Origin of the sequence: Gordonia terrae (genome assembly GCF_001698225.1) — a bacterium.
GTDB lineage: Bacteria > Actinomycetota > Actinomycetes > Mycobacteriales > Mycobacteriaceae > Gordonia > Gordonia terrae.
Genome location: NZ_CP016594.1, coordinates 2,568,016 through 2,591,526 on the forward strand (window position 1 = coordinate 2,568,016; position 23,511 = coordinate 2,591,526).

The window sequence follows — 23,511 nt, forward strand, 5'->3', positions numbered from 1 at the left end:
AGCCAGGTTCAGCGCAGCGTCGCCAGGTTCGAGATCGACTTGTGCACATCGGCTTCCAGTACCTTGGCGACGAGCCGGCCGACCGGACCGTTGAGCAGCCCGCCGGACAACTCGGCCGAGAGGTCGAAGTGGGAGCCGTCGACGATCTCGTCGACCTTCATCGCCAGATCGATGTTCACGCCGCCGCGTCCGGTTCCGGAGAGTGCGATCAGGCGCGGCTCGTCGTAATCGGTGACCGTCCAGTGGATGACGTTGCGGAAGCCCTTGACCTTGATCAGCGACGAGATGGTGGTTCCCTCGGCGATCGTGTCGGGCACCGGCGAACGCCAGCCGCCGAAGATGGTCATCCATTCGTCGAAGCGCGAGAGGTTGCTCGCGAGAGTCCAGGCCGCGCTGGGGTCGAGGTCGGAGTCGATGCCGACGGAGACTGTGGCCACAGAACTGCTCCCATCGCAGGAGGTGGTCCGCTCGGGAAGGTGACTTCCCCCGGGCGGTTCGTGCATTCGGGTGGTTCGCATTCGGGTCGTGACCGAATGTACGCGAACGACGCGGTGTGGCTACTCGCCCGCTGCTGTCGGCCCTGGTCGAGCAGCCTCGAGGAGGGCCTGCGTCAGGGGCTCGGCACACAGTGTCCGCTGCCAGACGCGGGCGCCCGCAGCGGCCAGGTGCGCATCGAGCGCCGCGGCCGTGATCGGCTCGGGCAGCCCGTCCCAGCACAGTTGCCGCACCACATCGGGAGCGAGAAGGTTCTCCATCGGCAGGGTGTGGGTTTCGGCGATCTCTTTCAGCGCCGGACGCACCGTCTGCAGTCGTGCCGCGGCCTCCGGGTTGCGCTGATCCCAGCGACTGACCGGTGGCAGGCCCGGCCCGGTCGTCTTGCGCGACGGGAGCTTGCTGTCGGGGATCTCGCGGGCCCGTTGCAGCGCCGACAGCCAGATCCCGGCCTGGCGTCGTTGCCGCGGACCGCCGAAGACCGGCAACTTGGTGAGTTCGGCGATGGACTCGGGGTTCACGGTCGCGGCGTTGACGATCGCGGTGTCGGGCAGGACGCGGCCGGGTGCGACATCCCGGCGCTGCGCCAATTCCTCACGCGCGGTCCACAATTCGCGCACAGCAGCCAGTGCGCGGGTCGACTTGACGGTGTGGATGTTCGAGGTCTTGCGCCACCTGTCGGTGCGCGGCGGGGCGGGCGGCCGGGAGAGGATGTATGCGAATTCCTCGCGCGCCCAACCGTCTTTGCCGGCCGCGGCGAGCGCGGCGTCCATCGCATCACGCAGTTCGACGAGGACCTCGACGTCGAGTGCGGCATAGTTGAGCCACTCGTCGGGCAGGGGACGACGCGACCAGTCGGCCGCACCATGACCCTTGAGAAGCCCGAGCCCGAGGAACTCGGCCACCATCGCCGCCAGGTTGACCTTGGCCAGGCCCAGGAGGCGTCCGGCCAGTTCGGTGTCGTACAGCTCGACGCACTCGAAACCGAGTTCACGCAGGCACGGGAGGTCCTGGTCGGCGGCGTGCAGCACCCACTCCGGTCCGCGCAGAGCGTCGATCACCGGTGCCAGTGCGTCCGGATCGCCGATGGGGTCCAGCAGGAAGCTGCCCGACCCGTGTCGTTTGATCTGGATCAGATAGGCCCGTTGTGAGTAGCGGTAGCCCGATGCGCGTTCGGTGTCGATGGCGATCGGTCCGCTGCCCGCCGCGAGAGCTGCTGCGGCGTCCGCGAATTCGGCGGCCGTCGCGAGGACCGGGGGTACGCCGTCGGCCGGCTGGAGCAGTGGGGTGACCTCCGGTGTGGGGTCGTCGGGAGCCGTGTCGTCGGGCGCGGGATCGTTCACGTCGCGCCGAGTTCGGTCACCCCGACCGGTGGGAGACCGGCTGCGGAGGCGAGGACATCGCAGAACGCCTCGAGATGGCTCCCGAGCCCGTCCGCGCTGAGTGCGGTCCACGAGGCCCGCACCTCCAGTTGGTGTGCGCGCGGCGGCCCGGCGATGTCGCCGTATCGGACCGACGTGGTGGAGGTGACGGTGCCACCGAGGGCGGTCACCTCGACGCGGTGCGCCGACCCCTCCGGTGTGGCGGTCGCGCCGACCGGTACGCCGAGCGCATCGCTGATCCAGCTCCAGGCCACCTCGGGCAGCAGGGGGTCCATGGCCAGTGCGGCCTCGACCTCGGCCTGTAGGAACGCGACGAGACGCATGGTGCCGTTCCAGGCGTCCTGGCCCGCGGGGTCGAAGAGCAGGATGAGTCGCCCGAACGCGCTGCCCTGCGAATCGGTGGGCACCACGTCGAGGTCCTCGGGCGGACGCACCTCGGCGCCGACGGCGTAGCTGTAGGGCGCCAGGCGCTGCGGCGGGCGGATGGGTCCGACCTCGATCTCGCGGCGCACCCGGGCAGCATGCAGCGACTCCACCGCCGCGCGGAAATCAGCAGGCTCGTCCGGAGCTCCCGAAGAGGTCACCGTTCGACCGTAGGGCGGGCGCGCCCGGCCACGGCGGAGGCGCGCCGACACCACACGTGCGGGATCGGGGGGCATGGCAGAGTAAGCGGTGATGTCGAACGCAACTGGTACCCGGGTCCATAGGTCGCACCTGCCGCTCGTCGCCGCGGCCACCGGCGCGACCCCCTCACGCCGTCCGGTGTGGTTCATGCGGCAGGCCGGCCGGTCGCTGCCCGAATACCGGGCCATCCGCGCCGATCACGGCATGCTGGAGTCCTGCTTCGACGCCGAACTGGTCTGCGAGATCACGATGCAGCCCGTCCGCCGGCACGACGTCGACGCGGCGATCCTCTTCTCCGACATCGTGGTGCCGCTCAAGGCCGCAGGCATCGACCTCGACATCGTCGCCGGAACCGGACCGGTGATCGCCGAGCCGGTGCGCTCGCCCGACGCGGTGTCACGCATCCAACGACTGGAGCCCGCTGCCGTCGGCTCGATCGCGCGGGCCATCGAACTCCTGCTCGGCGAACTGGGCGACGCCACGGCGCTGATCGGCTTCGCCGGTGCGCCGTTCACCCTCGCCTCGTACCTCATCGAGGGCGGGCCGAGCCGCAACTACGAGCGGACCAAGGCGATGATGCACGGCGACCCGGAGACGTGGGGCGAACTCATGGCACGTCTCGCCGACATCACCATCGCGTTCCTGCGCGTCCAACTCGACGCGGGCGTCGACGCGATCCAGCTGTTCGACTCGTGGGCCGGCATGCTGTCGGCCGCCGACTATCAGCGTTTCGTGGCGCCGCACAGCGCCCGCGTGCTGGCCGAGGTCGCCGAATACGGGGTGCCGCGCATCCACTTCGGCGTCGGTACCGGTGAGCTCCTCGCCCCCATGGCGCATGTCGGCGCCGACGTCATCGGCGTCGACTGGCGCGTGCCGCTCGAGGAGGCCGTCCGCCGGGTGGGTCCGGGCAAGGCCGTGCAGGGCAACCTCGACCCGACACTCCTGTTCGCCGGCCAGGACGTGGTCGACAGTGAGGTTCGGCGGGTCGTCGCCGACGGCGACCGCGCGGTGGCGGCCGGGGCGATCGGGCACATCTTCAACCTCGGTCACGGCGTGCTGCCCGGCACCGACCCGGATGTGCTGACGCGGGCCGTCGAAGTGATCCACAGCCTCTGATGTCTCCGCGCGTCCGGATCGCGATCGTCGGCGGCGGGATCTCCGGCCTGACCGCCGCGTACCGCCTTCGTCGTGCGCTCGGGTCCGACGCCCACATCGACCTCGTCGAGGCATCCGGTCGGCTGGGTGGTGTGCTGCACACCGCGACCGTCGGCGAGCGGGCCGTCGACGTCGGAGCCGAGGCGTTCATCGTCCGGCGTCCCGAGGCGCTCGACCTCGTCACCGAACTCGGCCTCGCCGACCGGATCGTCTCACCGACACCGCGGCGTCCCGCCGTGTGGTCGGGGGAGCGGTTGCATCCGCTGCCCGGTCCGGCATTGATGGGGATCCCGGCCGGTCCGGCGGTCGTCGAGGGGCTCGCCGACCCCGCCGACCTCGTTCGGATGGCCGACGAACCCGGACAGCCGTTGAGTTGGCAGGCCGGCGCCGACATGTCCGTCGGGGAGCTGGTCGCCGAGCGGTTCGGGCCTTCCGTCGTCGCTCGGAGCGTCGATCCGATGCTCGGCGGGGTGTATTCCAGTCTCGCCCGTGACATCGGGGTCCGTGAGGCGCTCCCGGCCCTCGCGACGAGTCTGGACGCGGGTACGCCGTCGCTCAGTGCCGCCGTCGACGCCCTCATCGCCGCCGGCGCGGGCGCCTCCGGCCCCGTCTTCGGTGCGCTCGTGGGCGGTTACGCGGTCCTCCTCGACGCCCTGCGGACCGCGGCCGGTATCGATCCCCAGATGGCCGGTCCCGTCACCGATGTCACTCCGTCGGCAGACGGTTGGGTGCTCGGATCCGATGGTGCCGTGGATCGGCCACCGTACGACGGGGTGATCCTGGCGGTGCCCGCCTGGCGGGCCGGCGACCTGCTGCACCGGTCCGTGCCGGAGCTGTCCGCTCCGCTGCGGGCGGTCCGGCGCGCCTCCTCCGTCGTGGTGTCGATCGCGCTTGCGCCGGAAACGGTGCTACCCGAACACTCCGGCGTGCTGGTGGGCACCGGAGAAGGATTGCGCGCCAAGGCTTTCACGTTCAGCTCGCAGAAGTGGGCCCACCTGTCCGACACCGGCCGGCCGGTGTCGGTCCGGGCGTCGTTCGGACGGTTCGGTGCGCCGGTTCCGGATGAGACCACCGAACCCGGGGTCGAGGAGCGGTTGCGGCGCTATGCGCTCGAAGATCTCGACGAGGTGTGCCGGGCCGCCGGCGTCCCGCCGGTGTCGTCGAGGGTCGTCGACGTGTATGTGCAGCGCTGGGACGAGGGACTGCCGGTCTATGCGCCCGGACACCTCGCCGCGATGGCGCAGGTGCTGAGTGCGCGGCCCCCGCGTCTCACCCTGGCCGGGTCGTCGTACGCCGGCGTCGGGGTGCCGGCCTGCATCGGCCGGGCCGGTCGCGCGGTGACCGAACTGCTCGACGATCTGGCGTGAGCCGGCAGGGTTGACCTGCCTCGTCGTCGGATGGGCTGCGGTGGCACGATGGCTTCCATGAGCCGCTTGGATTACGCAGAACTCAACTCGACGATCCGCTACCTGATGTTCTCGGTGTTCGCGGTCCGCCCCGGTGAACTGGGCGCCGATCGTGATCAGGCCAAATCGGATGCCGCGGACTTCTTCAAGTCGCTCGAGGACAGCGGCGTCGTGGTGCGCGGTGTCTACGACGTGTCCGGACTGCGCGCCGACGCCGACTTCATGATCTGGTGGCACGCCGAAGACGTCGAGCCGATCCAGGCCGCCTACGCCAGGTTCCGCCGCGAGACGGTTCTGGGACGTGCGTGCAACCCGGTGTGGAGCAACGTCGCGTTGCATCGCCCGGCCGAGTTCAACAAGAGCCACATCCCGGCGTTCCTCGCGGGCGAGGAAGCCGGCAACTACATCTGCGTGTACCCGTTCGTGCGGTCCTACGAGTGGTACCTGCTGCCCGATGAGGAGCGTCGCAAGATGCTCGCCGACCACGGCAAGGCGGCCCGTGCGTACAAGGACGTCCGCGCCAACACCGTGTCGTCGTTCGCGCTCGGCGACTATGAGTGGCTGCTGGCGTTCGAGGCGCCCGAACTGCACCGCATCGTCGATCTGATGCGTGACCTGCGCGCCACCGAGGCCCGGTTGCACGTCCGCGAGGAGACGCCGTTCTTCACCGGTCCGCGCGTCGAGGTGTCCGCGCTGATCGACGCGCTGCCCTGAGCCGGGGAGCGGACGCTAGTCGGCGGACTCCAGCTTGAGGCTGATGCTGTTGATGCAGTAGCGGAGGTCGGTGGGGGTGTCGTAACCCTCACCGGCGAAGACGTGACCGAGGTGGCTCTTGCAGTTCGCGCAGAGCACCTCGACACGCCGCATGCCGAGTGAGTTGTCCTCGACCTCGATGATCCTGTCACCGGCCAACGGGGAGAAGAACGACGGCCAGCCGCAGTGCGATTCGAACTTCTGCTCGCTGCGGAACAACTCGGCGCCGCAGGCGCGGCACCGGTAGACCCCGACCGTCTTGGTGTCGGTGTACTCGCCGGTGAACGGTGCTTCGGTGCCTGCCTGGCGCAGGACCCGGTATTCGGCGGGGGTCAGGCGCTGCTTCCACTGGTCGTCGGTGAGATCGGCGAGATCTTCGGCGTCGGTCGACGGGGTGCTGTCGGTCATGCCCTCCACGGTAGCGCGCGTGGCCGGACCGACTGTGTCAGCGCTGTTTCGACAGGCCGACCGCGTCCTCGGCGCTGGTGGCCGTGTCGGCGGAGGCGTCGATCCCGCCGGCGGGGACACGCGGCGCATCGGACTCCGGCCGGACCGGTGGCACCATGCCGGCCACCCCGTCGGACCTCATGTCGAGGTATCGGAACAGCAGCGAGCAGAACACCGCGATCATCAGCAGCGACCAGCCCCACGTGACCTTGTTGTACTCGACCATCCAGCCGAACGCCGTCCATCGGTCGGAGTAGAAGCCGTCGAAGGTCATACAGCCGTAGACACCGAGCCACGCAGGCCAGTTGCGCATCGGCGACCCGGGGAGCAGCACCGTCATGAGCAGCGGGAACAGGAGCATCGAGTAGTAGCCCTGACCGAGCGAACCGACCAGGAACGTGGTGCACAGCAGGACTCCCGACGAGACCGCCAGCCACATCAGCTCGTTGGTCTTGCGGTAGTAGCGGTACAGGAACCACAGCGAGAACGCGGCCATCAGCACGAACGCCGCGCGCAGCAGCAGGATCAGCCACGGGGCGACGCCGAAGTAGGCACCGTTGCCGGCGATCGAGCTGTTGTAGTAGTCACGCGCCTCCCCGAGGTACGGGACCGTCCGACTGATGAAGTCGTTCGCGTCGACCGAGAGGGGCCAGGCGACGACCGTCAAGACGACCGGGATGACGATGGCGAGGGCGAACACCCGCCACTGGCGGTTGAGCAGCGGCAGGAGCATCAGGGGCGCCAGCACCGGCTTGACGGCCAGGGTCAATCCCATCGGTACACCGGCCCACCAATCGTGCCGGTTGAGCATCAGCATGAGGAATGCGATCAGTCCCAGCAGTACGAACGAGTTGAAGTTCGTGAAGATCAGTGTGTGCGAGACGGTCTCGGTGCTGAAGAAGAAGAACAGGACCGTCGGCATGACCCACGAGTCGAGGGCGTAGCCGAACATCCGGGTGAGCAGGTAGGCGCAGATGAGAAGCGCGATGACACTGACGGCGATGAAGGCCCAGCGGGCGCGCTCGTAGTCGATGATCGCCACCGGCGCCATCAGCAGGGTGCCCGACGGCGGGTAGAGGTAGTGCGGGTCGACGGTGGCGTAGTTCTCGCCGTAGACCGGCAGGTTGTTCAGGAAGTTGTAGGCGGCGGCGTACACCGGCTTGAAGTCATCGGTGCGGTCACCGTTGACACCCAGGAACACCGAGCGGTGCACGACCATGAGCAGGCTGATCGGCCACAGGACCATCGGGATGATCCGTTGAGCACTCATCGGTGGATAGAGATACCTGTCGAGATTCGCCACCCGCGAACCGTACTACGCTCGCCGTCGAGCTCAGAACCCCGAGCGCGCCTCCGGCGTTGCTCAGGTCGGACAGCCGCGTTGGGTCGGGCCCTGCAGCGGGGCCCGGTCGACATACTCGGTGACCACCTCGGCGGCACAGGCGCTTCGGCCCAGCACCGAGAACCCCAGTCCGTCCCAGGCGACCGTCACCGGTTCGGCGTCGGCGTTCATGAACAGCGGGACCAGGGCGGCGGCTCCCTCGCCGCCGTTGATCGGGTCGCGTGTCCCGTTGAGGATCAACGGGTCGGCCGGCAGCGACGTGGGCGGCCGGACCGGATTGCCCGAGGCCCAGCCGTTGCACCGGACGAGCGAGAGCGCGCTGTCGGCCCCGGTGAGAGGGTTCTGCTTCGACCACGCGTCCACGAGACCCGGCACCTCGTTCTGGCCGACCGGTCCGGTGACGTCGTTGCACCGGGAGACCAGGGCGCCGTCGGGAAGCCGGAGGGTGGCGGCGCGATCGGCGAGACGGACGAGCGCGGCGGTCTGCCCGCGGTCGGCGGCCGCGATCGCGTCGGCGAGGTCGAGGAGTGACTGCGGCCGGTCCGAGGCGAGGGCGAGGGTCGTCGTGATCGCGTTGAGCGCGGCGGTGTCCGACAGGGAGGGGAGCTCGCCTGCGCGCGCCTTGGTCAGCACGCGGGTCATCGTCGCGACTCCGTTGGTGCCGAGGGCGCAGCCGCCAAGCGCCGAACAGCGCTGTGCGAAGCCCTGCAGCGCCACCTGGACGCCCCGCGCCTGTGCCAGGGCGCGGTCGCGCGCGTTCGCGCCGAACGGCGTCGGGGTGTCCAGGATGATCCGCCCGGCGCGCCCGCCGTACAGGGAGGCGAAGGCGAGCACGACATCGGAACCCTCGCCGGCGCCGATGAGTCCGAGGTGTTCGACCCCCCAGCGCTGACGAAGGGACTCGAGATCTGCGGCGGCGTTCGTCGCCCCGAAACTCAACTGGTACGGGGTGAGTGTCTCGGTACAGCCGTCGGACGCCGACGACGCTGCCGATGCGAGCCGGGAGATCCGCGCGTCGGTGGTCGTCCCTCGCTCGGTGAGGCCGTTGTTCGCGATCGTCTCGCGTTCGAGTCGGGTCATGCAGTCGATGTCGGTGCTGAGTGGGATCCCGCGATGGTCGACCGCGACCACCGGGTGCGACGCGAGGAGCGCCCGTCCCGGTCCGGCCGTCATGACCATCAGGGTTCGCGACGACGGCAGGTCCGAGCCGGAGGTGAGGACGAGCGGCGCGGCATCGGGTGGCGTCTCGGCCGTCCGGGCGCGGGTCACCGCGATCGAGACCGCTTCGCCGTCCGGCTTGTCGCGGTCGATGGGCGAGTCGTACTCGGCGCACTCGATGGTCACGCCCTCCGGACGTGCCACCCCGTACCGTTCGGTCGTCTCGGCGGCACAGTCACTCCACGCCAGATCGGTCTTCGGCGCCGCGAGCGCCGGCACCGGCGGGGCGGTCGACGAGGACGGGGCAGGCCCCTGCTGGCCGCCGCCACCCGGGATCAGGTCCGGTCCGCGATCGGGGCCGACGGCACAGGAGGACAGGACGATCGCCGCGATCGCGCCGGCGACGACACCCGCGAGAGCCCTCGGACGGGTGCGTGGTCCTACGCCGACGGCCGGGGTGTGCGCTCTTGGCATGTCCGCGAGAGTAGTCAACGCCACCGCGAAGACGCCCCGGCCGGGTGCGGGGGCGCGTCGGGATGGGACCGACGGGTCACCGGGTCGACGAGCGCCCGTGGCGGAGCCATCGGGTGAACACGAACCCGTCGTCGTCGGTGAGGATCGACGCCGGGCGCAGCGCGTGCAGGACGGCGGATGCTCCGCCGGACTCCGCGCCGCCGGTGGTCACGATGCGTCCGGCGTCGCCGCCCACCAGGTGCGGGCTCGTGGTGAGGCAGAGTTCGTCCAGGGCGTCGGCGGCCACGAGGGAACCGAGCAGGCGGGGTCCACCCTCGCACAGCACGCGGGACCATCCGCGGTCTCTGCAGTGTTCGAGGATTGCCGACGTCGCGACGGTGTCGTCACCGCAGTCCACCAGCGTCGCGCCCGCGTCGATCAACGCGCGTCGACGATCCGCGGGGGCGTTCGTACAGGTGAGGACGACCGTGTTCGGGTCGGCGACGGGCTCGAAGTCGGGTGGGATGGACAACGACCGAGACACCAGCGCCAGTGCCGGCGCGGGTGCCTGCCCCAGCGATTCGCGATGCGCGGCGAGCGCGTCGTCGGCCTGGGGCCGGCCGTACCCCTCGGTGGTCGCGGTACCGGCACCCACGAGGATGACGTCGGCCAGTCCGCGCAGCACGCGGAACAGGGCCTTGTCGCCGCGTCCGCCGAGTCCGCCGGATTTACCGTCGTAGGTGACCGCACCGTCGATCGATGACACCATGTTGGCGCGCACGAAGGGGGTGGCGGCGTCGGAACCCGACGCCGGGCCCGGTGGGTACCGGTACAGCTCGGCCAACCGGCCCAGCTCGTCGTCGGATGTGACCTGGGTCGCTTTCTGCAGGTGGAACATGTGTTCATCATTCCGCGGATGGCTACTCTCCACACATGGTGGCCCGACTCTGCGATCGCAACCCTGCGACCTCGCCCGACGCACTCATCGACGAGATGGTGCCCCCGTCGACGTTCGACGACGTCAGCTTCGACTCCTACATCCCGGACCCGAACGAGCCGTCGCAGGCCGAGGCGGTGGCCAAGGCGCGCGACTTCGTGGTGCGGGCGTCGAAGGCGCGCTCCGGGAAGAAGGGCCTCTTCTCGCGGAAGGCGCCGGCCCAGGGAGTCGGTCTCTACCTCGATGGCGGTTTCGGCGTGGGCAAGACCCACCTGCTGGCATCGATCTACCACTCGATGCCCGCGCCGAAGTCGTTCGCGACGTTCGTGGAGGTCACCCACGTGGTCGGTGCGCTCGGCTTCGTCAACGCGGTCGAGCGGCTCTCGCAGCACACGGTGCTGTGTATCGACGAGTTCGAACTCGACGACCCGGGCGACACCATGCTCGTCTCCCGGCTGCTGACCGAGCTCACCGCCAAGGGCGTCTCGATCGTCGCCACCTCGAACACGCTTCCCGGCCAGCTCGGCGAGGGCCGGTTCGCCGCCCAGGACTTCCTGCGGGAGATCCGCAAACTGTCCGCGGTGTTCGAGACCATCCGTGTCGACGGCCCCGACTACCGCCACCGTGACCTGCCGCCCGCGCCGGAGCCGCGAAGCGAGTCCGAACTGACCGAGATCGCCGAGTCCACCGACGGCGCGACCCTCGACGACTTCGACGCCCTGTGCGATCACCTCAGCACGCTGCACCCGTCGAAGTACAAGGACCTCGTCGACGGCGTCTCCCTGGTCTGCATCTCGGGATTGCACCCGGCCGAGGACCAGTCGGTGGCGCTGCGCCTGGTGGTGCTCGCCGACCGCCTGTACGACGCCCACATCCCGGTCACCGTCGCGGGCGCGAAACTCGACGAGATCTTCACCGACGAGATGCTCGCCGGCGGCTATCGCAAGAAGTACCTGCGTGCCACGTCCCGCCTGCTCGCGCTCTCGCGGTTCGCGGAGTCGGCGGCCTGACAACGTAACCGGGTTTGTGTCGGCTCAAAGCCGTTGCGTGAACACGTAATCGTGTTCGGTGCTCTCCCCGAGGGTGAAGGTCTTCACACCGACGCGTTCGAAACCCATCTTCGTGTAGAACCGCTGGGCGCGGGCGTTCAGCTGATTCACCCCCAGCCAGATGAGCGTGCTGCCGTGTGACCGTGCGCGTTCGATCGCGGTGCCCATGAGCAGATGCGACGGGGTCGCGCCCTGCCGCGAATGGTGGTCGCGCAGCACGTACATCTTGGACACCTCGCTCACCGGACGTTCGGTCACGACCGCGCAGACGTCGGGGTGTGCCGGTTCGGTGTGCATCACGAGCGCGTAGCCGAGGATCGGGCCGCCGACACCGTCTCGCGCGACCAGGACATCGGCGCGCGGATCGGTGATGTGGGCACGAAAGTTGCTCTCCCGCAGGTTCGCCGCGACGAAGTCGTCGATGTCGGCCGGCGACGCATGCGGTGGGCACGCGAGCGGAAACGTGATGGCGGCGACCTCGGCGACACCCCCCGCCGCGGCGGGGTCGGTCACGACCTCGACGACGACCTCGGTCGTACCGGTGACATCGGGGCCGCTCACGACAGCGGGCGGGCCGGGTCGGCGGTCCAGGCGTTCATCGACCCGTCATAGACGGCGACGTCGTCCCGGCCGAGGGTGCGCAACGCGAATGCGGCTGCGGTGGCGGCGATCCCACCGCCGCAATAGGTGACCGGTCGCACCGACGGGTCGAGGGCGCCCGCGTCGTCGAACAGTCGGCGGAGCTCGTCGAGCGGCCGGAGCCGGCCGGCGTCGTCGACCAGTTCGGCGAACGGCACGTTGACACTGCCGGGGATGTGGCCGCCCGCGAACGATTCCCGGTCGAGTGCGTTCACGAGCAGGACGGACGAATCGCCGGTGGCGGCGGCGACCTCGTCGGTGGACACGATGCGCTCGGACCGGCGGCTCGGGGTGAATGTCGCTGCCGGACGGGTGACCTCGCCGGTCTCGACCGGCAGGTCGGCTGCGGTCCAGGCGCTGTATCCGCCGTCGAGGACGAGCACGTCGTCGAATCCCTCGAGTCCGAACTGCCACCACAGGCGGGTGGCCCAGATGCCGTTCACGGTGTCGTAGACGACGACGGTCGAGTCGTCGCCGATCCCCAGCCCGCCGATCGCCGTGGCGAACCGCGCCGAGTCGGCCGCGGCGAAGGGAGCTTCGCCGTCGGGATCGCTCAGATCGGCGATCTGGTCGGCGAACACCGCGCCGGGCAGGTGACCGGCCAGATAGGTGTCCCGGCCGGAGGCGACATGTGCGCCGTCGGCATCGAAGGTCAGGTGCACGGTGGCGTCGACGATGCGCAGGTTCTCGTCGTCGAGACGGGCGGCGAGGTCTGTGGCGGAGATGAGCGAGGTCATGACAGACACCGTAGTCCCGCCGTCATCGGAGGGGTTCGGTGGTGAAGTCGGCGAGCTCGACGCGGCGGGTCCTGTCCCAGTAGTCGACGATCCGCCACGGCAGGACGGCGACCACGCGTCCGTCGGGGTTGCGATACCAGTTGGTCATCGCCGGATGCGTCCACACCATCTGCGCGTGGGCGCGGTCGACGGCGTCGTTGTACTCCTCGGTGACGTCCCGCCGGACTTCCAGTGCGCCCAAGCGGTTCTCGATCATCGCGCGGATGGCGTCGCAGACGTAGCGCACCTGGTATTCGAGGATGCTGATGAAGCTGCCGCCGTGTCCCAGTGCGGTGTTCGGTCCGGTGAGGATGAACAGGTTGGGGAAATCGGGCGCGGTGATGCCGAGGTAGGCATACGCGTCGTGGTCACCCCACGCCTCGACCGTGTTCTGCCCACTGCGCCCCACGATGTCCATGGGGTAGAGGTAGCGATCGCTGTGGAACCCGGTCGCGAAGACGATGATGTCGAAGTCGTGCGCGGCGCCGGTGCCGTCGACGAGTCCCTGGGACGTGACCCGCTCGACGCCGTGCGGGACCAGTTCCACATTCGGCCTGCGCAACATGCGAAACCAGCCGTTGTCCAACAGCATCCGCTTGCCGAAGGGCGGGTAGTCGGGAGTCGACAGTTCGATGAGGTCGTCGCGGTCGCCCAGTTCGGTGCGCAGGTAGCGCAGGTAGAACTCGCGGTGACCGTGGTTGACGGCGTTGATCGACGCGGTCGGCTCGGGCCACTCCGGGTCGACGCGCAGGGTCGAGTGGACCTTGTCGTTGAAGATCCACGACAGACGTGCGCGGTACCACTCCCGGTACCCGGGGAGATTGTCCATCAGCCAGTGCACGGCGTCGCCGACCGGTGCGAAGTAGTCGTCGTTCGGCGCGATCCACTGCGGTGAGCGCTGGAAGATCGTCAGCGACCCGACCCGATCGGCGATCGCCGGCCCGATCTGCATCGCGCTGGCGCCGGACCCGACGATCGCCACCCGCTTGCCGGTGAGGGCGTCGGGCTCGTCGAGTTCGTCGGGCCACTGGGCGGAATGGAAGATCGGACCGGTGAAGTCGGCCAGGCCCGAGAGCTGGGGGAGCTTGGGGCGGTTGAGGAGTCCGACCGCGCTCACCAGGATCCGGGCCGTGAGGGTGTCCTGACGGCCGTCGCGATCCCGGACGTGGACCGTCCAGCGCTGGGTGTCGGCATCGTAGGTCGCCGAGATGACCTCGGTGCCGAAGCGGACGCGATCACGCACCGCGTGCCGGTCGGCGAAGGCCTGAAGGTAGCCCTGCACCTCGTCGCGTTTGCCGAAGTGCGTCGACCACGGGTGGTCGAAGGACGAGATGGAGTACAGGTAGCTCGGCGTGTCCACGCCCGCGCCGGGGTAGCGGTTCTCGTACCACGAGCCGCCGACCTCATCGTTCTTCTCCAGCACGGTGTGCTCGACGCCGGCTTCGGCGAGTTGCGTGGAGATCAGCATGCCGGCCACCCCGGCGCCGATCACCAGCGCGTCGATCGACGTGGCGAGATCGGCGGGCACGGTCGGCAGGTGTGTACCCCGTAGGTCGCCGCGGACGATCTCGGTCATCATCGGCGCGAATTCCGGGGCCACCTGCTCGCCCGCGGTGAACGACATCAGGGCGGCCACGAGTGTCTCGTCGGCGGGCGTGCGCGTCGGCTGCCCCCGGTCGTACCAGTCGTCGAGAGCCTCGACGACCGCCTCGCGGATCTCCTGCTGGATGTCCGCTGCGAGCCCGCCCGAGGAGTTGTCGTCCATGCCGCGGCTGCGGGTCGGCCGGTATCGGTCGGCCATCCACCGGCGGTCACCGGTCATCTCCACGAGAACGGCGAGCAGGGTCGGGATGTTGCCGGCCGCGACCGCCGCGCGGATGTCCGCGGTGCGCGGCCGGGTGTCCGAGGGCGAGGAAACGGATGTCATGACTAAAACTAACCACTGTTAGTACTTCGACGTCAATACCGGATCGATGCACTCCTCGCGGCTATTGACGTCGCGAATCGGGTGTGTAAGTGTGTGCTCAGTCATACTAACAACGGTTAGTGATCACGGAGGGTTGACATGGAACTCAGCGAAGCAATGCGCACCACGGGCACCTGCCGCTACTTCAGCGAGCGGCCCGTCGAGGACGAGGTGCTGTATCGGGCGTTCGACGACGCGCGATTCGGCCCGCAGGGCGGGAACCGTCAGCCCGTCCGCTGGGTGGTCGTCCGCGACGAGACGACGAAGAAAGCTCTCGCCGACCTCTACCTGCCGTTCTGGGAGGGTTACTACGCCGCGGTCGTCGAGGGTTCGAAGAAGGTCGGCGCGATCCCCAAGACCGTGGAGAGTGCCAACTACTTCGCCCACCACCTCGCCGAGGTGCCGGCGCTGATCGTGGTCTGTGCCGAGATGGACGGTCTGCATCCCACCGACCACGAACTGGGCAGGCTCAGCGTCGTCGGCGGGGCGTCGATCTACCCGAGTGTCCAGAACCTCACGCTCGCGCTCCGGCAACAGGGCGTGGCGACCGCACTGACGACCCTGCTCTGCGCCGCCGAGAACGAGGTGAAGGACCTGCTCGGCATCCCCGACGGCTACCTCACCGCAGCGCACATCGCCGTCGGCTACCCGCGCGACGACTTTCCCCGCAAGCTGACCCGGACCCCGGTCGAGGACATCACCTTCCTCGACCGCTTCGACAACCGGATGTTCGCGTGAGTGCCCCCGCCATGAACCCGACCACGCGCGCCCTGTCGCCCGCACAGACCTCGATGCTCGGCCGGGCCACCATCGGTGACCAGCTCCGACGACTGGCCCGGTCCCAGGGATCGACCCCGGCGATCGTGGCGTACGACGCACAGGGCGGACGGACGTCGACGTCCTACGCCGAGCTCGACGCGATGGCCAATCGCGTCGCGCATGTTCTGCTCGACCTCGGCGTCGGGCGAGGGGACCGGGTGGCGGTGATGAGCCGCAACCGCGTCGAGACGGTCGCCACCTACTACGGCGCATTGAAGGTCGGCGCCGCGTACTCCGGCGTGAGCCCGATGTTCCGCGAAGGCGAGGTCGCACAACAGCTCCGCCACCTGGAGCCGACGGTGCTGGTGATCGAACAACCGCTGTCCGCGCTGGCCGGCCCCATCGCCGACAGTCTCGGCATCTCGGTCCTCGTCGTCGGCGACGCCGAGGGGAACTCGTGGAACTCCTTCGACGAGTCGGTGGCCGCGGCGGACGACTCCGAACCGGAGTGTGAGGTCGACGAACACGACCTCGCGATGATCGTCTACACCAGCGGGACCGAGTCGACACCCAAGGGCGTCGAGATCGCCCACCGCAACTACCTCATCTCCACCTCGCCCGCGTACACATGGGGACTTCGCTGCCGCAACGACGACGTGTGGCTCTACGTCATGCCCTTCCACACCATCGCCGGGATCGGTTCGCTGACGTCGCTGACGCTGCTGGGTGCCACCCTCGTCCTGCCGGCCGCGGTCGACCCGGCGACGGCGTTGCGGATGATCCGGGACGAGAAGATCTCCGTCCTGGCGCAGACGCCGACGTTCTTCATCGCGCTGGCCAATCACCCCGATTTCGGCCCCGACACCGTGGGTACGGTGCGTCGCTGCCTGACCTACGGCGGCCAGGTGTCGCCGCACGCGGTCGACGCGTGGGCCGCGGCCACACCCGAGTCCGTCTGGGGCACATACTGGGGACAGTCCGAGCTGACCCAGCTCGGCTCGGTCGGCTGGTTCCGGCGGCTCGAAGACGTACCGGACCAGGACCCGACATGGATCGGCAAGCCGGTCGGGCACCTGGAGGTCCGGGTCGTCGACGCCGACGGCAACGACTCCGAAGAGGGCGAGCTGCTGTGTCGCACACCGTCGGTCATGCTCGGCTACTTCAAGGACCCCGAGCGCACCGCGCAGGTCTTCGAGGGTGGCTGGGTGCACACCGGTGACATCGTCCGCATCGATGCGGAGGGCAACCTGTTCTTCCGTGACCGGCGCAAGGACATGATCAAGACCGGCGGGTTCAACGTCGCATCGCAAGAGGTCGAGCGTGTCCTGCAGGCGCACCCCGACGTCGAGCGCGCCGCCGTCGTGGGGCTTCCGGACCCCTATTGGTCGGAGGCCGTCACCGGCTTCGTGGTCCTGCGCGCGGGTGCGGAGGTGAACGGCGACGACATCCGTGAGTACTGCCGCACCGACCTGGCAAAGTACAAGGTGCCCAAAGAGGTCCACGTCGTCGACGCACTGCCGACCGACGCCCAGGGCAAACTGCTCAAGCGCGAGTTGAGGAAGGCCTATGGAACCGGTCAGGGCTGAGGACGACGCCGTCTCGGCAGCCGACGATCAGCGGCAGCGAACAGATCGACGGCCACGCCGGCGCCGCGACGAGATCGTCGAGGCCGCCGCGGGATACTTCGCCGAACACGGATACTCCAACGCCGGGATGCGTGACATCGCGCAGGCGGTCGGCATGCGGGGCGCGAGCCTCTACAACCACTTCCAGTCCAAGGAGGAGATCCTCTACGCGATCGCCCTGCGGATGACCGAGGACCCGCAGCAGGACCTGTTGCTGCTCGACGGCGAAGGCGGTCCCGTCGAGCGGTTGACCAACCTGATCGAGGCGCATGTCCGGCGGTTGGCGCGACACCGGGTGGAACACCTTGTCGCCCTGCGGGAGCTGTCGGCGCTCACGCCCGAGCATCGCCGCGTGGTCACCGACTATCGCAAGTACTACCAGCGTCGGATCCGCGACGTCATCGATGCCGGCGCGCGGCTGGGCCTGTTCGAGGTTCGCGACCCGCACCAATCGGCGATCGCGGTGCTCGATCTGATGAACGGGATCAGCTGGTGGCTCAACGACTCCCACGACGTCGACCAGTTGGTGCGCGACTACGTCGACTTCACGATCGGTGGCGTTCTCCACCACCGTCCGGCGTCGTGAGCGGCCCGCTCGCCGGCGTGCGGGTGGTCGAGATGCCCGGCCTCGGGCCGACCCCGCACGCATGCATGCTGCTCGCGGATCTCGGTGCCGACGTCATCCGGATCCGGCGCCCCGGCCCCGATCTGCCCGGGCCCGACGGTATCCCGAATGCCGACGCAGGTCTGTACCGGTCACGGCGCAGCGTCGACGCAGATGTGAAGGATCCCACCGACCTCGCGGGCATCCGCGAGTTGGTCCTGCGCGCCGACATCCTGGTGGAGGGTTTTCGGCCGGGTGTGATGGAGCGCCTCGGCCTCGGGCCCGAGATCTGCTCCGACGCTCCGCAACTCATCTACGCCCGGATGACCGGATGGGGCCAGAGCGGTGACCGCGCCGCCACTGCGGGACACGACATCAACTACCTGGCCGTCACCGGTGTGCTCGAGGCGATGGGTCCGGCCGGATCGCCACCGGTGCCGCCGCTGTCGCTCGTCGGCGATTTCGGTGGGGGATCGATGTTGCTCGTCGTCGGGGTGCTGGCCGCCCTGCACGACCGCACGCGTACCGGCCGCGGTCAGGTGATCGACGCTGCGATGGTCGACGGTGCCGGACTCCTCGCCGCGCTCCAATGGTCGTGGAAGACGGCCGGACGCTGGGGTTCTCGAGATCAGGGCAACCTGCTCGACGGGTCGGCGCCGTTCTACGCCACGTATCGGTGCGCCGACGGCAGATTCGTCGCCGTCGGTGCGCTCGAGGAGAAGTTCTGGCGGAACCTCGTCGACACCCTCGGGGTGGGCGATCTGCCCGATCGGTGGGACCGTGCCTCGTGGCCGGTGATCGGCGCGGCACTGCAGGCCCGCTTCGGCACGCGCACGCGCGACGAGTGGGGGAGCGTCTTCGCGGACGTGGATGCCTGCGTCACACCGGTTCTCGACTTCGACGAGGCCGCCGTGGACCCGGTCGCGGTGCAGCGGGGCTCGTTCGTGCGCGTCGACGACGCGATCACCCCGGCGCCGGCACCCCGCTTCTCGCGGACCGTGTTGCCGGCTCCCTCCGCGCCGTCGGCGGCGTCGCTGGGGGAGATCGTGGGCGAGTGGTCGGCGACGAGGTAGCGAATTCGTGACAACGAAAAACCCCCGGGGTGACCCGGGGGTTTTGTCGTGGTGCGCGATACAAGGATTGAACTTGTGACCTCTTCCGTGTCAGGGAAGCGCTCTCCCACTGAGCTAATCGCGCGGGTATCAAATTGTGTAGCGGTGGAGGTGGCGACGGGAATCGAACCCGTGTACACGGCTTTGCAGGCCGTTGCCTCACCACTCGGCCACACCACCAGATGCGAGTCGACTCGCGCCGAGCGGATGACGGGATTCGAACCCGCGACCCTCACCTTGGCAAGGTGATGCGCTACCAGCTGCGCTACATCCGCATGCCCACGAGCGATCTTGTGGATCTTGCTGCTCGCGGTGCGAAGAGAAACTTACGCGATGGTTTCCGAACTATCCAAATCGCCTGGTCAGAAGCGTGGGACGAGGTGAATCCCCAGCATGTGATTCACCAGGCGACCCGAAACTCCTCGCTGTGACGTGGCCCACCGTCGGAATTTGGGACTTCTGCGCAAGCCGTGTAATCTTCTGGCTCGTGCACAGGCGCCCCTGGCATCGACAGCAGGCGCCCGACACGGTCCCGTGGCTCAGTGGAAGAGCGTCCCGTTCACACCGGGAAGGTCGCTGGTTCGATCCCAGCCGGGACCACCGGATCACAAGAGCCTCGCCGGATTTCCGGCGAGGCTCTTGTCGTTGGCCGGGTTCCGCGACATCCGAATCCCCCGGCGGGGAGGTCAGGGTGCTTCCGGTCGGCCTTCCTCGACCTCCGGCCACGACGAATGCTGCCGCAGATACCGGATCACGTCGTCGTCGATCGGGTCGCGCGCCGAATCGGGCCCGTCGCCGTGGACCTCGGCGTGCAGCCGTTCCATCCGTTGATCCAGTTCGTTCGCGGTGCGAGCCGCCGAGGCGAGCTCGGCGGACAGATGATCAGGGACGCGGCCGTCGTACTTGTAGAAGATCTTGTGCTCCAGCGACGCCCAGAAGTCCATCGCGACAGTTCGGATCTGGATCTCCACCACGACCTCGACGGGTCCGGTGGACAGGAAGACCGGGATCGCGACGATCGCGTGCAGACTCTTGTAGCCGTTGGGCTTGGGCGCGGCGATGTAGTCCTTGATCTCGATGACGCGGATGTCGTCGTGCGAGGTCAGGGTCTCCAGGATTCGATAGGTGTCGGCGATGAAGCTGCACGTGACGCGGATGCCCGCGATGTCGGTCAGCTGGGAGCGGATCGTGGGCAGGTCGGGGGCGATGCCCTTGCGCATGGCCTTGCGCAGGATGCTGTCCGGTGTCTTGACCCGCGAGGTCACGTGCTCGATGGGGTTGTAGTGATGCAGGTGAAGGAACTCGGTGCGCAGGATGGTGACCTTGGTCAGGATCTCGTCGACCGCGAACTGATGTTCCATCTGGAATCGGGTCATGTCGCCACGCAGTCGCGCCAGATCACCCAGGATCTCGCGGTCGGTCGGACTGTCGCTGTCGCCTGCGGTCATCGGTCCTCCACTCTCTCGCTCCGATGGACGCACAACAGGCCACCGACCATCGACGATAGAAGCTCTCGCGATTTCGCCGCGTCTGGGCGAACATCGGGCGTTCGACCGATCAGATGAACAGCGCCTCTACCTCGAGGTTCGTCGCCATCAAGTGGATATGCTGCGGACTCACGTGGGCTGTCCACAGCGGACGGATTGTTCCTCGGCAGCGACCACGCCCTCTGTCCCCGCCCCGCCTACCGCTACGAGAACTTCTGAGGAGAACCGTAATGGCAAAGAAGAGCATCGCCGGATTTGCCGTGGCTGCAGCAGTCATCGGCGCTGTGGCCGGTGTCGGCGAGGCGTCGGCGGCGCCGTCCTCGGAGCAGCGCGACGGCGGGCCTTGCTACGTGCACGAGTACGGCATGGACTCTGCCGACGGCGCGCTGTACTGCTCGCCTGAGGGCGAAGGGTTCTGGCGCAGTCATGCAGTGTCTCGCGCGCCCAAGGTCCGACTCGGCGCCCCCTGCCCGAAGCTCGGTGCTCGCGCGATGGTGTACCAAACCGACGGCATCGCCACCTGCCGCCAGTCGAACAGCGCCGGTTTGCGGTGGCAGTGGTAGTTGCCGCGTTCTGCGGGTGTGGCACGTCCGGTCGCGGTCAGTAGGGACTGCAACCCTGAACGAACACGGGCCGGTATGGCTGTCCCGCAACCGCATCGACGTCGGCGAGAACCCGGGCCAGCACGACGACCGCGGCGTCTGCGGATCGCTGCTGCGGCGCGATGAGAAGCGCGTAACCGTGTCGCATCGTCACTGTGGCGATGATGCGCGCCTGCCAGCCCGGCGCGTCGGCCGGCGGTGACTGGATGGCGTTCAGGACGCGGCAGGTCGACCGCTGCGCGAGCTTCTCGCCGGCGTTCCCGGTCGAAAGGTCGACCAGTGCCTCGGTCGCACGCTGTTGGTCTGGCCGGAGCGCGGCGTCGTCGGGGAGTGGCCACCTATCGATGTGTGGGCGCACGGGCTCAGACGGGGTGTCGACGGCGATGCGAATCGGTGGTGCCGGACCCTCGACCACGGGATCAAACGCGCCGGCGCGCGTCATCGCCGCCGGTTCGATGCCGCTGCCCGTGCAGGCGGCGATGGTCAGTGCCAGAGTTGCCGCGGCGAGTGTGCCGAGTGCTTTCGGTGGCATGGTGTCGTCCCCAAGGTGATCTCGTCACCCACCGAGATCGACGGTAGTCCGGCCCGGGCCGCCGGGACCGGGCTGTCTGTCGAACAACCGACCTCGTCACGCGGCGTTTCGCGTGAGCGGGCTCACAATTGGGGCGTACTCTCGCCGCGTGGCCGCGAAGACTGCCGTCGATCTGCCGGAGTCGCCACGTGCTGTGCCCGCACCGATCCCGACGGCGGCGATCGTCGTCGCGGCCGTCGTCGCACTCGGGGTGATCGCCTGGCACGTCGCGGCATTCCCCATCACCAACCCGTTCTACGGACTCTTCGAGAACGCCACCGATGTCCGTGTCTACCGCGCAGGCGCTGCCACGGTGCTCGACGCCGGACCGCTGTACGACGCCCCTGTCCTGTGGCGACTGCACTTCACCTATCCGCCGTTCGCCGCGGTGGCCTTCGTCCCGCTGGCCCTGCTCACCGAGACTGTCGCCAACATCGTGTGGTGGACAATCGGATTCGCAGCGCTCACCGGCGTCGTCGCGATGAGCCTCCGCAGCCTGAACCACCGCTTCGATACCCGCCTCGGCGTGTTCGCCGTGCTGATCGCGATCGCGTCCACCGCCCTCGAACCCATCCGCACGACCATCTGGCTCGGGCAGGTCAACCTCCTGGTGATGACGCTCATCCTGGTCGACCTGGTGTTCCTCGGGAAGAGTTCGCGGTGGCGCGGAGTCGCGATCGGGATCGCCGCCGGGATCAAACTGACACCGCTGTTCGCGGTCGTCTACCTGGTGGCGAGCCGGCAATGGCGTGCGGCCGGTACCGCGGTGGCGACCTTCGCGGCGACCGTGGCCATCGGATTCGTGGTCATCCCGGGTGATTCGTGGGCCTACTGGACCCGCCACCTGACCGAGACCGACCGTGTCGGCCGGGCCGATTCGCCCGCCAACCAGTCGATACGCGGATCCGTGTCACAGTTGTTGGCCCACTTCGACATAGGACGATTCGCCGAGCGCGCGCCCGGCGGGCCCGTCTTCGTGGCGCCGACCTGGTTGTGGCTACCGCTCGCGGTGATCGTCGCCGGTCTCGGGCTGCTCGCCGCGGTGCTCGCCCATCGCGAGTCGCGCGAGGTCCTGGCGGCGACGATCGTCGGGATGACGATGTGTGCGGTCTCGCCCTTCGCGTGGGGACACCACTGGGTCTGGTGCGTACCCCTCTTCATCGTCGGGCTCGACCTGGCCCTGCGGCGGGGGACGACGGCTCGTACATGGTGGTACTGGCTTGCCCCGGCAGGCGTGGTGGGCCTGACGTTCACCTGGTGGCGGCACTGGTGGGACAGCGGGCCGTATCTGACGTCGGATCACGCGATCGCTCTGGGGCTGTTCATGATGCCGCGTGACCCACCCGGCTCCCTCGTCGGGGACGTGCAGGTCGTTCTCTACTCGGGGTGTTACCCGCTGCTGCTCGCGGTCACGGTGTCGGCGACCCTGATCGACGCTGCGCGGACGCGGCACCGGCGTCGTACGTCGACACTGCCGGCGCCGGAGGACGCTGCCTCGATCGCGTAGCCTGGACGTCACTTTTCCGGCACGTACGGCCGGGACGCACACCGGCCCCACACATCATCGGGCCGGACGAACAGGGTGGGAGACGATGCCGACACCGGGGGCGAGCGAGTCCGGAGTGAACGAGACCTCCACGCCGGACACCGCGCGGCGTGGATCGTCGACGTCGGACCGGGCCGATCGCGGGTCCCGCCGGCACCGGCTCCGGATCCTCGCGCGTCACCGTCGCTTCGTCGTACGCAGCAATCCGCGGTGGCACGGCATCTACCGCATCGCGGTCGGGACCATCGGCACGATCGTCTTGCTCTGCGGGATCGTCGCGATCCCGTACCCGGGCCCCGGATGGCTCATCGTGTTCCTCGGCCTCGGAATCCTGGCATCGGAGTTCGAGTGGGCCCACCGCCTGCTGAAGTTCGCGCGCGCCAAGTACGACGCCTGGATGGAGTGGATGGGCCGTCAGCACTGGTCGGTGCAGGCGATCTTCTGGCTCGGCACCTGCGCGATCGTCATCGCGACCCTCTGGGTGCTCGGTGCCCTGCACACCGTCGCCGGCTGGGTGGGTCTCGACTACGAGTGGCTGGCGAGCCCCGTCTTCGGCTGACCGCCGGCGCCACGAGGTAGGGGTGCACCCCGCGACGACCCGGCGCGGATACCATCAGAGTCGCAAA

At 68.7% G+C, this 23,511-nt stretch carries 23 protein-coding genes and 4 tRNA genes; 12 read left to right on the plus strand and 15 right to left on the minus strand.

Going from position 1 to position 23,511, the window contains the following annotated elements; translation table 11 throughout:
* Positions 1-8: 8 nt before the first annotated feature.
* From BCM27_RS11650 to BCM27_RS11660, 3 genes are all read right to left on the minus strand, one after another.
* The gene (locus BCM27_RS11650) at positions 9-437 is read right to left on the minus strand and encodes a type II toxin-antitoxin system Rv0910 family toxin (RefSeq protein WP_004018830.1); all 429 of its coding nucleotides are present in this window, start codon (positions 435-437) and stop codon (positions 9-11) included.
* A gap of 120 nt (positions 438-557) precedes the next feature.
* Positions 558-1,835 carry an HRDC domain-containing protein gene (locus BCM27_RS11655; protein WP_004018829.1) on the minus strand — a complete coding sequence of 426 codons (1,278 nt, stop codon included), beginning with the start codon at positions 1,833-1,835 and terminating at the stop codon, positions 558-560.
* Positions 1,832-2,458 carry a DUF3000 domain-containing protein gene (locus tag BCM27_RS11660; RefSeq protein WP_033203548.1) on the minus strand — a complete coding sequence of 209 codons (627 nt, stop codon included), beginning with the start codon at positions 2,456-2,458 and terminating at the stop codon, positions 1,832-1,834. The genes BCM27_RS11655 and BCM27_RS11660 overlap by 4 nt, the downstream gene beginning before the upstream one ends.
* 91 nt (positions 2,459-2,549) lie before the next feature.
* On the opposite strand from BCM27_RS11660, the gene hemE reads away from it, so the two are divergent.
* The 3 genes from hemE to hemQ are packed head-to-tail and all read left to right on the plus strand — an operon-like array spanning position 2,550 to position 5,773.
* Entirely contained in the window at positions 2,550-3,614 is a 1,065-nt protein-coding gene (gene hemE / locus BCM27_RS11665) for a uroporphyrinogen decarboxylase (RefSeq protein ID WP_081486956.1), read from the plus strand.
* Complete coding sequence (locus BCM27_RS11670) at positions 3,614-5,020, plus strand: FAD-dependent oxidoreductase (protein ID WP_004018826.1); 1,407 nt, start codon at positions 3,614-3,616, stop codon at positions 5,018-5,020. The genes hemE and BCM27_RS11670 overlap by 1 nt, the downstream gene beginning before the upstream one ends.
* A gap of 57 nt (positions 5,021-5,077) precedes the next feature.
* Positions 5,078-5,773 (plus strand): hydrogen peroxide-dependent heme synthase, encoded by a 696-nt coding sequence (hemQ, locus tag BCM27_RS11675; RefSeq protein ID WP_004018825.1) that lies wholly within the window; start codon positions 5,078-5,080, stop codon positions 5,771-5,773.
* Positions 5,774-5,788: 15 nt separating this feature from the next.
* Here hemQ and msrB read toward each other — a convergent pair whose 3' ends face one another.
* The 4 genes from msrB to BCM27_RS11695 all read right to left on the minus strand — a co-directional run bounded on the left by msrB (position 5,789) and on the right by BCM27_RS11695 (position 10,110).
* On the minus strand, positions 5,789-6,220 hold the full coding sequence (gene msrB, locus BCM27_RS11680; protein WP_004018824.1) for a peptide-methionine (R)-S-oxide reductase MsrB: 432 nt from the start codon (positions 6,218-6,220) through the stop codon (positions 5,789-5,791).
* Between the two features lie 37 nt (positions 6,221-6,257).
* Positions 6,258-7,562 (minus strand): glycosyltransferase family 87 protein, encoded by a 1,305-nt coding sequence (locus tag BCM27_RS11685; protein ID WP_004018823.1) that lies wholly within the window; start codon positions 7,560-7,562, stop codon positions 6,258-6,260.
* A 60-nt stretch (positions 7,563-7,622) separates the two neighbouring features.
* Positions 7,623-9,233: an alpha/beta hydrolase gene (locus tag BCM27_RS11690; RefSeq protein ID WP_033203439.1), complete on the minus strand. Its 1,611-nt coding sequence runs from the start codon at positions 9,231-9,233 to the stop codon at positions 7,623-7,625.
* A gap of 76 nt (positions 9,234-9,309) precedes the next feature.
* On the minus strand, positions 9,310-10,110 hold the full coding sequence (locus BCM27_RS11695; RefSeq protein WP_004018821.1) for a pyrimidine reductase family protein: 801 nt from the start codon (positions 10,108-10,110) through the stop codon (positions 9,310-9,312).
* Between the two features lie 35 nt (positions 10,111-10,145).
* Here BCM27_RS11695 and zapE point away from each other — a divergent pair, with 35 nt between their 5' ends.
* Entirely contained in the window at positions 10,146-11,159 is a 1,014-nt protein-coding gene (gene zapE / locus BCM27_RS11700) for a cell division protein ZapE (RefSeq protein WP_033203437.1), read from the plus strand.
* 24 nt (positions 11,160-11,183) lie between these two features.
* Here the strand turns inward: zapE and BCM27_RS11705 are convergent, their stop codons facing one another.
* From BCM27_RS11705 to BCM27_RS11715, 3 genes are read right to left on the minus strand one after another with little or no spacing between them, the layout of a single operon-like run.
* Complete coding sequence (locus BCM27_RS11705; protein ID WP_004018819.1) at positions 11,184-11,759, minus strand: GNAT family N-acetyltransferase; 576 nt, start codon at positions 11,757-11,759, stop codon at positions 11,184-11,186.
* A complete protein-coding gene (locus tag BCM27_RS11710) occupies positions 11,756-12,574 on the minus strand; it encodes a sulfurtransferase (protein WP_004018818.1) in 819 nt (272 codons plus the stop codon). The genes BCM27_RS11705 and BCM27_RS11710 overlap by 4 nt, the downstream gene beginning before the upstream one ends.
* A 22-nt stretch (positions 12,575-12,596) precedes the next feature.
* Positions 12,597-14,540 (minus strand): flavin-containing monooxygenase, encoded by a 1,944-nt coding sequence (locus BCM27_RS11715; RefSeq protein ID WP_004018817.1) that lies wholly within the window; start codon positions 14,538-14,540, stop codon positions 12,597-12,599.
* Positions 14,541-14,678: 138 nt separating this feature from the next.
* Here BCM27_RS11715 and BCM27_RS11720 point away from each other — a divergent pair, with 138 nt between their 5' ends.
* Genes BCM27_RS11720 through BCM27_RS11735 form a run of 4 tightly spaced genes read left to right on the plus strand, consistent with a single transcriptional unit; the run spans position 14,679 to position 18,640 of the window.
* Positions 14,679-15,317, plus strand: a complete 639-nt coding sequence (locus BCM27_RS11720) for a nitroreductase family protein (protein ID WP_004018816.1) — start codon at positions 14,679-14,681, stop codon at positions 15,315-15,317.
* Positions 15,314-16,924, plus strand: a complete 1,611-nt coding sequence (locus BCM27_RS11725) for a class I adenylate-forming enzyme family protein (RefSeq protein ID WP_004018815.1) — start codon at positions 15,314-15,316, stop codon at positions 16,922-16,924. Before BCM27_RS11720 ends, BCM27_RS11725 begins: the two co-directional genes overlap by 4 nt.
* Positions 16,905-17,549: a TetR/AcrR family transcriptional regulator gene (locus tag BCM27_RS11730; protein ID WP_004018814.1), complete on the plus strand. Its 645-nt coding sequence runs from the start codon at positions 16,905-16,907 to the stop codon at positions 17,547-17,549. The genes BCM27_RS11725 and BCM27_RS11730 overlap by 20 nt, the downstream gene beginning before the upstream one ends.
* On the plus strand, positions 17,546-18,640 hold the full coding sequence (locus BCM27_RS11735; protein WP_004018813.1) for a CaiB/BaiF CoA transferase family protein: 1,095 nt from the start codon (positions 17,546-17,548) through the stop codon (positions 18,638-18,640). The genes BCM27_RS11730 and BCM27_RS11735 overlap by 4 nt, the downstream gene beginning before the upstream one ends.
* A gap of 49 nt (positions 18,641-18,689) precedes the next feature.
* On the opposite strand, the gene BCM27_RS11740 is transcribed toward BCM27_RS11735, so the two are convergent.
* From BCM27_RS11740 to BCM27_RS11750, 3 genes are all read right to left on the minus strand, one after another.
* Positions 18,690-18,764, minus strand: a tRNA-Val gene (locus BCM27_RS11740).
* A 21-nt stretch (positions 18,765-18,785) separates the two neighbouring features.
* Positions 18,786-18,859, minus strand: a tRNA-Cys gene (locus BCM27_RS11745).
* A gap of 22 nt (positions 18,860-18,881) precedes the next feature.
* Positions 18,882-18,954: transfer RNA gene (locus BCM27_RS11750), tRNA-Gly, on the minus strand.
* Between the two features lie 253 nt (positions 18,955-19,207).
* Between BCM27_RS11750 and BCM27_RS11755 the strand changes: the two genes are divergently transcribed.
* A tRNA-Val gene (locus BCM27_RS11755) sits at positions 19,208-19,279 on the plus strand.
* Between the two features lie 86 nt (positions 19,280-19,365).
* Here BCM27_RS11755 and BCM27_RS11760 read toward each other — a convergent pair.
* A complete protein-coding gene (locus BCM27_RS11760; protein ID WP_004018812.1) occupies positions 19,366-20,127 on the minus strand; it encodes a GTP pyrophosphokinase in 762 nt (253 codons plus the stop codon).
* A 269-nt stretch (positions 20,128-20,396) separates the two neighbouring features.
* Here BCM27_RS11760 and BCM27_RS11765 point away from each other — a divergent pair, with 269 nt between their 5' ends.
* Positions 20,397-20,729, plus strand: a complete 333-nt coding sequence (locus BCM27_RS11765; RefSeq protein ID WP_004018811.1) for a hypothetical protein — start codon at positions 20,397-20,399, stop codon at positions 20,727-20,729.
* 37 nt (positions 20,730-20,766) lie between these two features.
* Here BCM27_RS11765 and BCM27_RS11770 read toward each other — a convergent pair whose 3' ends face one another.
* Positions 20,767-21,300: a hypothetical protein gene (locus tag BCM27_RS11770; protein WP_004018810.1), complete on the minus strand. Its 534-nt coding sequence runs from the start codon at positions 21,298-21,300 to the stop codon at positions 20,767-20,769.
* A 148-nt stretch (positions 21,301-21,448) separates the two neighbouring features.
* Here BCM27_RS11770 and BCM27_RS11775 point away from each other — a divergent pair, with 148 nt between their 5' ends.
* Together BCM27_RS11775 and BCM27_RS11780 are read left to right on the plus strand one after the other, a co-directional pair.
* Positions 21,449-22,846, plus strand: a complete 1,398-nt coding sequence (locus BCM27_RS11775; protein ID WP_004018809.1) for a glycosyltransferase 87 family protein — start codon at positions 21,449-21,451, stop codon at positions 22,844-22,846.
* A gap of 85 nt (positions 22,847-22,931) precedes the next feature.
* The gene (locus BCM27_RS11780; RefSeq protein WP_004018808.1) at positions 22,932-23,444 is read left to right on the plus strand and encodes a TIGR02611 family protein; all 513 of its coding nucleotides are present in this window, start codon (positions 22,932-22,934) and stop codon (positions 23,442-23,444) included.
* The last annotated feature ends 67 nt before the right edge of the window (positions 23,445-23,511 follow it).